Origin of the sequence: Enterobacter sp. CPE_E1241 (assembly GCF_045618265.1) — a bacterium.
Classification (GTDB): domain Bacteria; phylum Pseudomonadota; class Gammaproteobacteria; order Enterobacterales; family Enterobacteriaceae; genus Enterobacter; species Enterobacter adelaidei.
In genome coordinates this window covers 1,180,648-1,193,598 of record NZ_JBIWYV010000001.1, presented here as the reverse complement: position 1 = coordinate 1,193,598, position 12,951 = coordinate 1,180,648, and the positions used below count along the sequence as shown (strand labels likewise).

At 56.6% G+C, this 12,951-nt stretch carries 13 protein-coding genes; 9 read left to right on the top strand and 4 right to left on the bottom strand.

The features are described from left to right. The first annotated feature begins 46 nt into the window (after positions 1–46). Both malI and ACJ9Y9_RS05720 read left to right on the top strand, forming a co-directional pair. A complete protein-coding gene (gene malI / locus ACJ9Y9_RS05725) occupies positions 47–1,063 on the top strand; it encodes a Mal regulon transcriptional regulator MalI (protein WP_028018404.1) in 1,017 nt (338 codons plus the stop codon). A gap of 73 nt (positions 1,064–1,136) precedes the next feature. Further along, entirely contained in the window at positions 1,137–1,664 is a 528-nt protein-coding gene (locus ACJ9Y9_RS05720) for a metal-dependent hydrolase (RefSeq protein ID WP_108090668.1), read from the top strand. Positions 1,665–1,753: 89 nt separating this feature from the next. On the opposite strand, the gene cysS is transcribed toward ACJ9Y9_RS05720, so the two are convergent. Next, a complete protein-coding gene (gene cysS, locus ACJ9Y9_RS05715) occupies positions 1,754–3,139 on the bottom strand; it encodes a cysteine--tRNA ligase (RefSeq protein WP_028017582.1) in 1,386 nt (461 codons plus the stop codon). Between the two features lie 175 nt (positions 3,140–3,314). On the opposite strand from cysS, the gene ppiB reads away from it, so the two are divergent. From ppiB to mnmH, 6 genes are all read left to right on the top strand, one after another. After that, positions 3,315–3,809: a peptidylprolyl isomerase B gene (ppiB, locus tag ACJ9Y9_RS05710; RefSeq protein WP_028017583.1), complete on the top strand. Its 495-nt coding sequence runs from the start codon at positions 3,315–3,317 to the stop codon at positions 3,807–3,809. 3 nt (positions 3,810–3,812) lie between these two features. Continuing rightward, on the top strand, positions 3,813–4,535 hold the full coding sequence (gene lpxH, locus ACJ9Y9_RS05705) for a UDP-2,3-diacylglucosamine diphosphatase (RefSeq protein WP_028017584.1): 723 nt from the start codon (positions 3,813–3,815) through the stop codon (positions 4,533–4,535). Positions 4,536–4,671: 136 nt separating this feature from the next. Next, on the top strand, positions 4,672–4,881 hold the full coding sequence (locus ACJ9Y9_RS05700) for a YdgH/BhsA/McbA-like domain containing protein (protein WP_028017585.1): 210 nt from the start codon (positions 4,672–4,674) through the stop codon (positions 4,879–4,881). 171 nt (positions 4,882–5,052) lie between these two features. Continuing rightward, the gene (gene purE / locus ACJ9Y9_RS05695; RefSeq protein WP_028017586.1) at positions 5,053–5,562 is read left to right on the top strand and encodes a 5-(carboxyamino)imidazole ribonucleotide mutase; all 510 of its coding nucleotides are present in this window, start codon (positions 5,053–5,055) and stop codon (positions 5,560–5,562) included. After that, positions 5,559–6,626 carry a 5-(carboxyamino)imidazole ribonucleotide synthase gene (gene purK / locus ACJ9Y9_RS05690; RefSeq protein WP_028017587.1) on the top strand — a complete coding sequence of 356 codons (1,068 nt, stop codon included), beginning with the start codon at positions 5,559–5,561 and terminating at the stop codon, positions 6,624–6,626. Before purE ends, purK begins: the two co-directional genes overlap by 4 nt. A gap of 84 nt (positions 6,627–6,710) precedes the next feature. Then, positions 6,711–7,781 (top strand): tRNA 2-selenouridine(34) synthase MnmH, encoded by a 1,071-nt coding sequence (mnmH, locus tag ACJ9Y9_RS05685; protein WP_028017588.1) that lies wholly within the window; start codon positions 6,711–6,713, stop codon positions 7,779–7,781. A gap of 123 nt (positions 7,782–7,904) precedes the next feature. Here mnmH and ACJ9Y9_RS05680 read toward each other — a convergent pair whose 3' ends face one another. The 3 genes from ACJ9Y9_RS05680 to ybbA form a co-directional block, all read right to left on the bottom strand. Beyond that, complete coding sequence (locus tag ACJ9Y9_RS05680; protein WP_024906872.1) at positions 7,905–9,050, bottom strand: porin; 1,146 nt, start codon at positions 9,048–9,050, stop codon at positions 7,905–7,907. A gap of 182 nt (positions 9,051–9,232) precedes the next feature. After that, positions 9,233–11,647 carry a putative ABC transporter permease subunit YbbP gene (gene ybbP, locus ACJ9Y9_RS05675; protein WP_028017589.1) on the bottom strand — a complete coding sequence of 805 codons (2,415 nt, stop codon included), beginning with the start codon at positions 11,645–11,647 and terminating at the stop codon, positions 9,233–9,235. Then, positions 11,644–12,330, bottom strand: a complete 687-nt coding sequence (gene ybbA / locus ACJ9Y9_RS05670) for a putative ABC transporter ATP-binding protein YbbA (protein WP_028017748.1) — start codon at positions 12,328–12,330, stop codon at positions 11,644–11,646. The genes ybbP and ybbA overlap by 4 nt, the downstream gene beginning before the upstream one ends. Here ybbA and tesA point away from each other — a divergent pair. Further along, a complete protein-coding gene (gene tesA, locus ACJ9Y9_RS05665; RefSeq protein ID WP_028017590.1) occupies positions 12,301–12,924 on the top strand; it encodes a multifunctional acyl-CoA thioesterase I/protease I/lysophospholipase L1 in 624 nt (207 codons plus the stop codon). The genes ybbA and tesA overlap by 30 nt on opposite strands. Positions 12,925–12,951 lie beyond the last annotated feature (27 nt).

The window sequence follows — 12,951 nt, the reverse complement described above, 5'->3', positions numbered from 1 at the left end:
GACGTGTTTTATCTGGCTGATAATCGGCAAATTTCAGGGAGCGGTTTTGAAGAAAGTCAGCATTATTGATGTCGCAAAGCACGCGGGCGTTTCGGTCTCAACCGTCTCGCTGGTGTTGCGCCAGAAAGGGAAAATCTCAGAGGCAACGATCGAGAAGGTCAACGCTGCCATCAATACCCTGGGCTATGTTCATAACGTCGCCGCCGCCAACCTTCGCGCCAACACCTCCAATCTTATTGGTCTTATCCTCCGTGACTTCAGCGACAGCTTCTCCATCAAGGTGATGGCGAGCATCGTCCTGGAGCTGGAAAAACAGGGGTATATGGTGTTTCTCGGCCAGCCTCAGAATGACTATGACCATCTTGAACGCTGCCTGCTGTCGTTTAAACAGCAGGGCGTCGCCGGTGTGATTTACCTGGCTTCTGACACCCGGACATCCACCCTGCCGGAACACATTCGTCATTGCCCACTGCCGTTGGTTGCGGTCTCTCAGTCGTTGCTGGATGAAAAATGCAACCTGGTGATGCGTGATAACCGTCAGGCGGCAAATCTGGCGGTACGTTATCTTATCGAGCGCGGCCATCGCAATATCGCCTACATTGGCGGGCGTGAGGGCTGCCTTATCCGAGAGCAGCGTCTGCTTGGTTTTCGCAGCGCGATGACGCAAAACGGGCTGGTCTGGCGCGATGAATACTCTCCGGCCTGCAGTGATGACACGCTGGCCGCGGGTTTCGCCACCCGCCAACTGCTGGAAAAAAACAACACCATCACCGCCCTGCTCTGCCACTCGCCTGATGCCATGATCGGCTCTATATCAGCGATTCATCAGGTAGGACGTACGGTGGGTAAAGACGTGTTTCTGACGCAGCAGGTCGCGCTGGTCGGTTTCGAAGATATGCTGCACGTAAACCTCACGTCACCGTCATTGACCTACGTCTCCTCCGCCAGTGAAGAGACGGGGCGTCAGGCTGCCGGGTTGATTATTCGCAAGCTGAAAGAGCCGGACTTGCAAACGCAGCGGATTACGCTTTCCGGGCAGCTTATCGCGCGCGAATCGGCGTAAAATCAGAATTTAGCACAGGTCTGTTAGCGCGAGATTACTGCTATATTTCCATGATTTGCCATGGATAATGTCAATGCCTACCGTTATTACGCACGCTGCTGTTCCGCTTTGCCTGGGCTTAGGCCTGGGAACCAGAGTTATTCCGCCTCGTCTGCTGTTCACCGGAATTGTCCTCGCGATGTTGCCGGACGCCGACGTGCTGGCGTTTAAGTTCGGCGTTGCCTACGGCAATGTTTTCGGCCATCGCGGCTTTACTCACTCCCTGCTGTTTGCCTTTGTGGTGCCGATACTCTGCGTGCTGATCGGTCGACGATGGTTCAGAGCCAGCCTGACCCGGTGCTGGCTGTTTTTAACCGTGTCATTACTGTCGCACAGCCTGCTGGATTCCATTACCACGGGAGGAAAAGGGGTTGGCTGGCTGTGGCCGTGGTCAGACGAACGCTTCTTTGCGCCATGGCAGGTGATTAAGGTCGCACCGTTCGCGCTGTCACGCTATACCACGCCGTACGGGCATCAGGTAATCATTTCAGAACTGCTGTGGGTGTGGCTGCCGGGAGTCGTGCTGATGGGGTTGCTGTGGTGGAGAAGACGTGCGCGCTGATGCCCTCACCCCGGCCCTCTCCCACGGGGAGAGGGAGAAAACCTGACCATTCCCTCTCCCTGCGGGAGAGGGTTAGGGTGAGGGGAAGATTACTTACGACGCCAGGTGGTTCCCTGCGGGCCATCTTCCAGAATGATGCCCATCTCGGTCAGACGGTTACGCGCGGCATCTGCCGCCGCCCAGTCTTTCGCCTGACGCGCTTCCAGACGCGCTTTGATCAACGCTTCAATTTCCGCCACTTCACCGTCGTCCGCCTGCGCACCGCTTTGCAGGAACACGTCCGGCTCCTGCTCCAACAGGCCGAGAACGGAAGAGAGCTTACGCAGATGAGACGCCAGCGCATTCGCTGCCGCCATATCCTCTGACTTCAGGCGGTTCACTTCGCGCGCCATGTCGAACAGCACGGAGTACGCTTCTGGCGTATTGAAGTCGTCGTTCATCACCTCAATGAAGCGCGCTTCGAACGCTTCGCCGCCCGCAGCAGGAACAGACCTGTCGGTACCGCGCAGCGCGGTGTACAGACGCTCCAGCGCCGAGCGCGCCTGCTTCAGGTTCTCTTCGCTGTAGTTCAGCTGGCTGCGATAGTGGCCGGACATCAGGAAGTAACGCACGGTTTCCGCGTCGTAATACTTCAGCACGTCACGCACGGTGAAGAAGTTACCCAGCGATTTAGACATCTTCTCGCGGTCAACCATCACCATCCCGGAGTGCATCCAGTAATTAACGTACTCGCCGCCATGTGCACAGGTAGATTGTGCAATTTCGTTTTCATGGTGCGGGAACATCAGATCCGAGCCGCCGCCGTGAATATCGAAATGGTTGCCCAGCTGTTTGCAGTTCATCGCCGAACATTCAATGTGCCAGCCAGGACGCCCTTCGCCCCACGGAGATGGCCAGCTCGGTTCACCCTCTTTGGACATTTTCCACAGCACGAAGTCCATCGGGTTGCGCTTCACGTCAACGACGTCAACGCGGGCACCGGCCTGAAGCTGGTCCAGATCCTGACGGGAAAGCGCGCCGTAGGTTGGGTCCGTCGGCACGGAGAACATCACGTCGCCGTTATCCGCAACGTAGGCATGGCCGCGTGCGATCAGCTTTTCGGTGATTTCAATAATTTCGTGAATATGGTGGGTTGCACGTGGCTCACTGTCCGGACGCTGAATATTTAATGCATCAAAGTCTTTGTGCATTTCAACGATCATGCGGTCCACCAGCGCCACAAAGCTCTCGCCATTTTCATTAGCGCGTTTAATGATTTTGTCGTCAATGTCGGTGATGTTGCGTACGTACTTCAGGTTGTACCCCAGAAAACGCAGGTAGCGCGAAACAACATCGAAGGCGACAAAGGTACGGCCATGGCCAATATGACAGAGATCGTAAACCGTAATACCACACACGTACATGCCGACTTCCCCGGCATGGATAGGTTTAAATTCCTCTTTTTGGCGCGTCATTGTATTAAAGATTTTTAACATCGAAGATTCCATGTAAACACGTGTGTGGGTTGTTTGTTCCCTATAATACCCATAATTCGGAATAGGATCAGCACACAATGCAAGGTGATCGCGTCCTGTGGTTATGCTATAACAAGCCCCTATATGTGACCCGAACACGGGTTGACGCACCACAATAACGGAACAGGATGCAAAAATGGTTACTTTCCACACTAATCATGGCGATATCGTAATCAAAACCTTTGATGACAAAGCGCCTGAAACAGTTAAAAACTTCCTGGACTACTGCCGCGAAGGTTTCTACAACAACACCATTTTCCACCGCGTGATCAACGGCTTTATGATCCAGGGCGGCGGTTTTGAACCTGGCATGCACCAGAAAGAGACCAAAGAAGCGATCAAAAACGAAGCGAACAACGGTCTGAAAAACACCCGTGGCACGCTGGCGATGGCCCGTACTCAGGCGCCTCACTCTGCGACTGCCCAGTTCTTCATCAACGTGGCCGACAACGACTTCCTGAACTTCTCTGGCGAAAGCCTGCAGGGTTGGGGCTACTGCGTATTCGCAGAAGTGGTTGAAGGTATGGACGTGGTTGATAAGATCAAAGCCGTCTCTACTGGCCGCAGCGGCATGCACCAGGACGTTCCTAAAGAAGACGTAGTGATTACCAGCGTGACCGTCAGCGAGTAATAGGTGGCGACACTCTTTATTGCAGATTTGCATCTGCAAACAGAAGAACCGGCGATCACCGCCGGTTTTCTGCGTTTTTTACGCGGTGAAGCGAAAAGCGCCGACGCGCTGTACATTCTGGGCGACCTGTTCGAAGCCTGGATTGGCGACGACGACCCTAACCCGCTGCACCGGGAAATGGCTGCAGCCATTAAAGCGCTGGTGGATTCCGGCGTTCCCTGCTACTTCATCCATGGCAACCGTGATTTCCTGCTTGGCAAGCGCTACGCTCGCGAAAGCGGTATGCAACTGCTGCCGCAAGAACAGGTGCTCGAACTCTATGGCCGAAAGATCCTGATCATGCACGGCGACACGCTCTGCACCGACGATACCGGTTATCAGGCCTTCCGCGCGAAAGTCCACACCCCGTGGATCCAAAAAGTGTTCCTGGCCCTGCCGCTGTTTATCCGCAACCGTATCGCAGCCAGAATGCGCGCAGGCAGTAAAGCCGCCAACAGCAGCAAATCCATGACCATCATGGACGTCAACCCGCAGACAGTGGTCAACGTGATGGAAAAGCATCGCGTCCAGTGGCTGATCCACGGTCATACTCATCGCCCCGATGTACATTCCCTTATCGCCAACGGCGAACCGGCCCACCGCGTCGTACTGGGTGCCTGGCACAGTGAAGGCTCCATGGTCAAAGTCACACCAGAGAGTGTAGAGCTGATCGCTTTTCCGTTTTAACCCCTCAAATATCATTCTATTTTTTTGAATGACATTGGCAAATTGTTCCGATTTTAATCAGCCCATGGTTAGCCTAATATTTATCACATCAGGGCAACACGCCCTATCCAAGATAAATTACTTCAGGAATACGACCATGAAATCTATCAAAACTTTCGTTGCAGTTGCCGCTCTTTCTATGATCTCTTTTGGTTCTTTCGCTCAGAGCGTCAGCGCGAGTGCTTCTACCCTCGACCGCGCAGAAGCGAAAATCGCCGCTCAGGCTGCTGAACAAGGTGCGTCTTACAAAATCACCAGCGCACAGGTTAACAACCGCGTGTACATGACCGCAGAACTGACCAAATAAAGACACCTGATTGATGAAAACAGACCGCCAGATTGCGGTCTGTTTTGTTATGTCCTGGCGGTCACAACGGCTCAAGTTTTAACCGCGCAACCGTTTTCCTTCCCCGTATTACATGCTATTCTCTGTGCCCTCGAAAGCAGTGTGTTTCGCACCACAGGAGTTTTAAGACGCATGTCTTCCCGCAATAATCCGGCGCGTGTCGCCATCGTGATGGGGTCCAAAAGCGACTGGGCTACCATGCAGTTCGCCGCCGAAATCTTTGAAATCCTGAATGTTCCGCACCACGTTGAAGTGGTTTCCGCACACCGTACACCGGACAAACTGTTCAGCTTCGCCGAAGGCGCTGAAGAGAACGGTTATGAGGTGATCATTGCCGGTGCGGGCGGCGCAGCACATCTGCCAGGCATGATTGCCGCCAAAACGCTGGTACCCGTTCTGGGCGTACCGGTACAAAGCGCTGCGTTGAGCGGTGTCGATAGCCTCTATTCCATCGTGCAGATGCCGCGGGGTATTCCGGTCGGCACGCTGGCGATTGGTAAAGCGGGTGCTGCAAATGCTGCCCTGCTGGCTGCACAGATCCTGGCGACGCATGATAAAGACTTACATCAGCGTCTGGCTGACTGGCGTAAAGCACAGACCGACGAGGTGCTGGACAATCCGGACCCGCGGGGTGCGGCATGAAGCAGGTTTGCGTCCTCGGTAACGGTCAGTTGGGCCGTATGCTGCGCCAGGCGGGTGAACCGCTGGGTATTTCCGTCTGGCCCGTCGGGCTGGATGCTGAACCTGAAGCGGTACCGTTCCACCAGAGCGTGATCACCGCCGAGATCGAACGCTGGCCGGAAACGGCGCTTACTCGCGAGCTGGCGCGTCATAACGCCTTTGTTAACCGCGATGTTTTCCCGATTATTGCCGACCGCCTGACGCAAAAGCAGCTGTTCGACAAGCTCGGTCTGCCGACTGCACCGTGGCAGCTCCTGTCGGATAAAAGCGAGTGGAATGATGTTTTCGCGATGCTGGGCGAACTGGCCATCGTGAAGCGCCGCGTGGGTGGTTACGATGGCCGCGGTCAGTGGCGCCTGCGTGCAGATGAAACGGCAGAACTGCCGGATGATTGCTACGGCGAGTGTATCGTTGAGCAAGGTATCAACTTTAGCGGCGAAGTGTCGCTGGTCGGCGCGCGCGGGCATGATGGCCACACTGTGTTTTATCCGCTGACGCATAACCTGCATCAGGACGGCATTCTGCGCACCAGCGTGGCGTTTCCGCAGGCCAGTGCGGAACAACAGGCACAGGCGGAAGACATGCTGTCTGCCATCATGCACGAACTGGGCTACGTCGGCGTAATGGCGATGGAGTGCTTTATCACCCCGTCCGGTCTGCTGATCAACGAGCTTGCGCCGCGCGTTCACAACAGCGGCCACTGGACGCAAAATGGCGCGTCCATCAGCCAGTTCGAACTGCACCTGCGCGCCATCACTGAGCTGCCTCTGCCGCAGCCGGTGGTGAATAGCCCGTCAGTGATGATCAACCTGATCGGCACCGATCTGAACTACGACTGGCTTAAGCTGCCGCTGGTACACCTGCACTGGTATGACAAAGAGGTTCGCCCGGGTCGTAAGGTCGGTCACCTGAACCTGAACGACAGCGACACGGGCCGTCTGAGCGCCACCCTCGAAGCCATCATCCCTCTTCTGCCGCCGGAATATGCGAGCGGTATCGTCTGGGCACAGTCAAAGCTCAAGTAAGACATCTGCGCCGGGGAGTTGACCTTCCCCTTCCCCGGCGTACAATCCCCGCCCATTGCTGCTGAGTTTTCTTCTGGAATAACCATGAACGATGGAACGGACTATCGCGCGATCCTCGCGTCCGATACCCCTTTAATCGACGTTCGCGCGCCGATCGAATTTGCACAGGGCGCGATGCCCGCCGCGCTCAACCTGCCTTTAATGAACGACGACGAGCGCGCCGCCGTCGGCACCTGCTATAAGCGGCAGGGCCCCGAGGCCGCGCTGGCGCTCGGCCATAGTCTGGTGAACGGCGCAACGCGTGAGGCACGGATCAACGCCTGGCGGGAGGCCAGCCTTGCCCATCCTGAGGGCTATCTCTGCTGCGCACGCGGCGGCCAGCGTTCGCACATCTCACAGGCATGGCTGAAAGAGGCGGGTGTCGACTACCCGCTGATCCGCGGCGGCTATAAAGCCCTGCGTCAGACGGCGATTCAGGTCACAACCGAGCAGTCACAAAAACCGATGGTACTTATCGGTGGCTGTACCGGCAGCGGTAAAACCCTGCTGGTTAAGCAACATGTCCAGGGCATTGATCTGGAAGGGCTGGCTCGCCATCGCGGTTCATCGTTTGGCCGCACGCTCACGCCGCAGCTTTCCCAGGCCAGCTTTGAAAATCACCTTGCGGTTGAGCTATTAAAAAAAGACGCTGCACGCTGGGTGCTGGAAGATGAAGGCCGGATGATTGGCTCCAACCACCTGCCGGAGTGCCTGCGTGACCGCATGGTTGAAGCGCCTATCGTGGTGGTAGAGGATCCGTTTGAGATCCGTCTTGAGCGCCTGCGCGAAGAGTATTTCGACCATATGTGGGCAGATTTTTCTGCTGCCTACGGCGAAGAAGCGGGCTGGAAAGAGTACAGCGAGTACCTGCACCACGGCCTGTTCGCCATTCGCCGCCGTCTGGGGCTGCAGCGCTTTGCGGAATTTACCGTCTTACTGGACGCCGCGCTTGTCAAACAACAACGTACTGGCAGCACGGATGCGCACTTCAGCTGGCTTGCGCCGCTGCTGAAGGACTATTACGACCCGATGTACGGCTATCAGCTGGAGAAAAAGGCGGAGAAGATTGTGTATCGCGGGACGTACGGCGAGGTAGCTGACTGGCTTAATCGCTAAAAGAAAGCCGGGTGGCGAGGTAAAAGCAAAACGGCAACCAGGGTTGCCGTTTTTAATGTTTGTTCCCTCTCCCCGTGGGAGAGGGTCAGGGTGAGGGCATCAGGCCGCACCCTACAAGATCACTTAGAAGTCGTAACGCAGACGCACCAGGTTCATGTCGCCCAGGTCGTCGGTGCTGGAGGTGAACACGTGCTCGTAGTCCACGCGGAAACCGTAATCCAGCTGGAAGCTGATACCCACGCCGTTGTCGATGCGCTGGTAGTTGCGGCCATTCACGTAGTCAATACGGTCGCCCATGAAGTAAGGCTGGATAGATTTAACCGCATACTGACCAATTGGGAACTTGTAGCCCGCAAAGTATTCAATACCCCATGCATCACCGGCGAAGTAGTCGTTAACAGACACTTTTTTGGTGGTCATGAAGTTCTGATACCAGCCGCCGCCAACGGAGAATGTCCAGTTGTCCGGGGTCCAGCTCAGCGCGGTACCGAGGATGTTCTGGTCGTAGGTTTTGCTGTCGCCATTGGCCGGGTTACGCATATCCGCACGGGTGTAGTTCCACGCGGCGCCCCAGGTCAGATCGGTGGTCAGGTGGTAATCCAGACCCAGTGAACCGCCGCCTTTACGCTTGTAGCGCAGGCCGTTGCCCGGCAGGTATTCGCTGTCTTCAAACAGGTAGGATGCATAAATGTCAGCATCGCCCACAGTTTTCTTATATTTCAGCATATTACGTGAACGGTAAGAGCCGTCGTAATCGCCTTTGATCCCGTTACCTGGCGCCTGACCGATCATGTCGTAGTCCCAGATATCGGTTTTCGCGCCCACCACATCATAGTAAACGCTGTTCTGTTGACCGAAGGTCAGCGTACCCCAGGTGTCGCTCTTCAGACCGGTGTAGAGCATACGACGCGTCGTGTCGTGGTCGCTTTCGCTGTAGTGGTTGTCCCAGTTGAACATTGCAGGGAAGTTCACGCCCAGCTCGTAGTAGCTTACCCAACTGATGTCATCAAACAGGTAGTAATCTGCTGCGAAACGGAAACGGGTGCCACCGTCGAAGCCGTTACGCTTGTAAGAACCTTTGTCGCCGTCACCGGTCATCATGTTGAACTGTGGACGGATACTCCCACCCACGGTGAAGTTCAGGCGGCTCAGCGGGTTACCCGCCTGAGGATCCTGCTTAAGAACGGTGATTTCCGCCTGAGAAGCGAAGGTAGTCAATGCCACTGCCGCGCCGATCGTTGCCGCCAGCGCTGATTTTTTTATAGTCATTATTTTTCCTTAATAGACACGCTGCTAAATATTTAGCGGGTGAATATTAACTGGAAATAATCGGGCTGTGTGGACGGTTTTTTAATGTTTTGTGCTACTAAATGAGTTGGTATTATCTTTTTGTGCCATTAAATTACTACGCACCGATATAAAAACCGGTGCGTAATTATCACCACATTGAATCAACTCTCAAACTGGCGGAACAGGGCTTTGCCCTTTAACAAGCGTGTACCGAGCCAGCCTCCACAGAGGGAAAGCAGTACCGCACCAAAGAGAGGCAATGTCAGCCAAAGACGCCAGTCAGGCTCCCACGGGAAGTCGAAGACTTTTGTCTGCAGCACCGCCAGCGCCGTCTCTGCGCCAATGGCTGCCACCAGACCCGCCACCAGCCCCAGCAGCGCAAACTCGCTCCAGAGCGTCATTCGCAGCAGCCGCTTACCGGCCCCCAGCGTCCGGTAAACCACCAGTTCCTGATGGCGCTGGCGCATCCCCACCTGCACCTGGGCCAGCAGCAACAGCACGCCGCAGATCGTCACCAGCACCACCATCACCTCCAGCGCGCGGCTCACCTGCTCCAGCACCTGTCCCACCTGCTTCAGGATCGCCCCGATATCCAGCAGGCTGACCGTCGGGAATTCCCGGTTAAGCTGCGTCAGCATGCCGTTGCCGTTTTCCCAGCGGAAGCTGGTCAGCCAGCTCTGCGGTTGTCCGTCCAGTGCCCCCGGCGGGAAGATAAAGAAGAAGTTGGGCCGCAGGCTTTCCCAATCCACCTTACGCAGGCTGGTGACTTTCGCGGTGAAATCCTGGGTATCGCCTGTGAAGGTGACGCTGTCTCCCAGCTTCACGTTCAGGCGCGTCGCCAGCCCCTCCTCCATCGACACCTCTCCCGCTTTCGGCGGCCAGGTGCCGGCGGTTATCGGGTTGTGGTCAGGGCGTTTCTCCTGCCAGGTAAGGTTCAGCTCGCGGTTAAGCGACTCGTCCTTGTTCCCCTCCGTTGACTGACCGTTGATCTGCGTCAGCCGTGCGCGAACGATGGGGTAGAACGACTCGGGGATAATGTGATGCTCCGACAGAAATCCCTTCAGCGGCGTGACCTGCTCAGGCGCGATATTGATCAGGAAATAGTTTGGGCTTTCCGGCGGAAGCTGCTGCTGCCAGCGATCCAGCAGATCGCCTCGCAGCACCAGCAGAAGTGCCAACAGCATAAACGACAGCGAAAACGCCGAAAGCTGGCTGAGCGTGGACCAGGGCTGATGCAGCAGACGGTTCACTGCCAGCCGCACGGGAAGCGATTTTACCGTGATTTTTTTCAGAATATTGAGCAGTATCCAGCCCAGTACGCCGCACAGCAGCGCCAGCACAACCGCCCCGGACAGTACTGCCCATAACAGGGTGCTGCCCCCCATCAGCCAGGCCAGCAGCCCAACCGCCACCGCGATTATCACAGGAAGGTAGAACTTCAGCGGCCAGACGTTTGCCACGACGTCACGGCGTAAAACACGCAGCGGCTGCGTCGCAATCAACAGCCGGTAAGGACGGAGCCCCACCAGCACCGAGATTACCGTCATCGCGCCCATCGCCCACAGCCACGGCCAGAGGCTGGCCGGCGGCAATGCTGCCGGGAGCACCGGTTTCAGCATCACCATCAGCAGTTTTTCGAACAGTAGCCCCATTACCCCGCCGGTGAAGGCCGAGAAAAGCAGCAGCATCAGCCACTGGCCGACAATCAGCTTACGCAACTGCACCCTGCCCGCACCCAGCGTTTTGAGAACCGCCACCAAATCGTAACGGCTGCGGCAGTAGTGCCCCATTGCGACGGCAACTGCCGCCACTGCCAGCAATAGCGTTAACAGGGCCGAAAGCAGCAGGAACTGCTGAGAACGCTCGAGGGACTTACCGAGCGCTCCCTCGTCCTGCTCCAGCCCGTACCATCGGTGTTCCGGTTTTAACTGCGGCAGAAGCCATTTTTCATACGCGTCAAGCTGGGCAGGCGTGCCGCCAAACTTATAGCGCCAGGTGACGCGGCTACCCGGCTGTACGGCATTGGTTTTCGCCACATCGGCGGTGTTCATCAGTAATCGCGGCGCGAGCTGGAACGGATTAAACCCGGAGTCAGGTTCCTGAACCACTTCCCCGGCAATTTTCAGCGTAGCATCACCGACATCAATGCTGTCGCCCGTTTTCAGGTTCAACAGCGCCATCAGGCGCGGTGCCAGCAGCACCGTGCCGGGTTTGGGTTTCAACCCTGGCGGGCTGGTTTGCAGTTCGCCATACATCGGGTAGATGTCATCGACGGCTTTGACGCTTGCCAGCTGCGGCGTTTCGCCCGCGAAGGTCATGGTCTGGAAGCTTATCTGCTCCCCGACCTTGAGCCCCCGCTTGCGCGCTTCATCAATCCAGCCCGGCGGAACCGCGCGTGAACTTTGTAGCGCCCTGTCTCCCGCCATAAACTCCCGGCTTTGCTGACTGAGCCCTTTCTCCATGCGGTCGCTGACGCTGCCGAGCGCCAGCACGCACGCTACCGCCAGGCTTAAGGCCAGCCAGACTATCAGCAGCGAGGGCGAGCGCCACTCGCGCCAGAACCAGCGGGCAATCATGCTTCCTCCTGAAGAACACCGTTGACCAGCCGCAGACGACGGTCACAGCGGGCGGCAAGTTGCGGGTCGTGGGTCACGAGGATCAGCGTAGTGCCATGTTCACGGTTGAGCGAAAACAGCAGGTCAGCAATCTTGTCCCCGGTTTTACGGTCAAGGTTACCGGTAGGCTCATCAGCGAACAGTACCTCCGGACGACCGTTAAACGCGCGCGCCAGCGCCACGCGCTGTTGCTCCCCGCCGGAAAGCTGTGCCGGAAGATGGTCGAGGCGTTTGCCCAACCCCAGTTGCTCCAGTAAGGCCTTTGCATGCGCGCGGCTTTCACGGCTATTTTCGCCACGCAGAAGCGCCGGGAGTTCGACGTTTTCCAGCGCGTTCAGCGTCGGAATAAGCATAAAGGACTGAAAAACAAAACCGATGTGTCGCGCACGCAGCGCAGCGCGCGCCTCTTCATCAAGCTGATGCAGCGGTTGCCCGACAAGGTGGACCTCTCCGCTGCTTCCGTCGTCCAGACCCGCCAAAATTGCCAGCAGCGTAGACTTACCGGAACCGGATTCGCCAATCAGCGCGATGGTTTCAGCGCGTTTGACAACGAGTTCAACTCCAGTAAGGATGGAAAGCTCGTGTTCCCCCTGACCGACGGATTTCTTAAGACGATGAACTTCAACACTGTTTTCCGCTGGCATTTGCCCTTCCTGTTTTTGATTCTGATGACCTTCCGCGCGGCGGCAGCGGACACGTTACTGGTTCTCGGCGACAGCCTGAGTGCAGGCTATCGCATGGCCGCCAGCGCGGCCTGGCCTGCTTTGCTCAATGATAAATGGCAGAGCACAACGCCGGTGATCAATGCCAGCATCAGCGGCGATACCTCGCAGCAGGGCTTGTCGCGGCTGCCTGCCTTACTCAAACAGCATCAGCCGCGATGGGTGCTGGTTGAGCTTGGCGGCAATGATGGCCTGCGCGGTTTTCAGCCTCAGCAAACAGAACAGACGCTGCGCACCATTCTGCAGGACATCAAGGCAGCAAACGCCCAGCCGCTGCTGATGCAAATTCGCCTGCCCGCTAACTACGGTCGTCGGTATAATGAGGCCTTTAGCGCGATCTACCCAAAGCTTGCCAAAGAGTTTGATATTCCGCTGCTGCCATTTTTCATGGAAGAGGTCTATCTCAAACCCCAATGGATGCAAGACGATGGGATCCATCCCAATCGCGATGCTCAGCCGTTTATTGCCGACTGGATGGCAACGCGGCTGGCCCCTTTAGTTAAACATGACTCCTGATTAAGCGGAGATCCTGACAGGTAAAGT

Bases quoted from the DNA above. Each gene is read 5' to 3' on its own strand.
- ACJ9Y9_RS05720 (WP_108090668.1), top strand. From the start codon at position 1,137: ATGCCTACCGTTATTACGCACGCTGCTGTTCCGCTTTGCCTGGGCTTA.
- cysS (WP_028017582.1), bottom strand. From the start codon at position 3,139: ATGTTAAAAATCTTTAATACAATGACGCGCCAAAAAGAGGAATTTAAA.
- ppiB (WP_028017583.1), top strand. From the start codon at position 3,315: ATGGTTACTTTCCACACTAATCATGGCGATATCGTAATCAAAACCTTT.
- ACJ9Y9_RS05700 (WP_028017585.1), top strand. From the start codon at position 4,672: ATGAAATCTATCAAAACTTTCGTTGCAGTTGCCGCTCTTTCTATGATC.
- purE (WP_028017586.1), top strand. From the start codon at position 5,053: ATGTCTTCCCGCAATAATCCGGCGCGTGTCGCCATCGTGATGGGGTCC.
- purK (WP_028017587.1), top strand. From the start codon at position 5,559: ATGAAGCAGGTTTGCGTCCTCGGTAACGGTCAGTTGGGCCGTATGCTG.
- mnmH (WP_028017588.1), top strand. From the start codon at position 6,711: ATGAACGATGGAACGGACTATCGCGCGATCCTCGCGTCCGATACCCCT.
- ACJ9Y9_RS05680 (WP_024906872.1), bottom strand. From the start codon at position 9,050: ATGACTATAAAAAAATCAGCGCTGGCGGCAACGATCGGCGCGGCAGTG.
- ybbP (WP_028017589.1), bottom strand. From the start codon at position 11,647: ATGATTGCCCGCTGGTTCTGGCGCGAGTGGCGCTCGCCCTCGCTGCTG.
- tesA (WP_028017590.1), top strand. From the start codon at position 12,301: ATGAACTTCAACACTGTTTTCCGCTGGCATTTGCCCTTCCTGTTTTTG.
- ybbA (WP_028017748.1), bottom strand. From the start codon at position 12,330: ATGCCAGCGGAAAACAGTGTTGAAGTTCATCGTCTTAAGAAATCCGTC.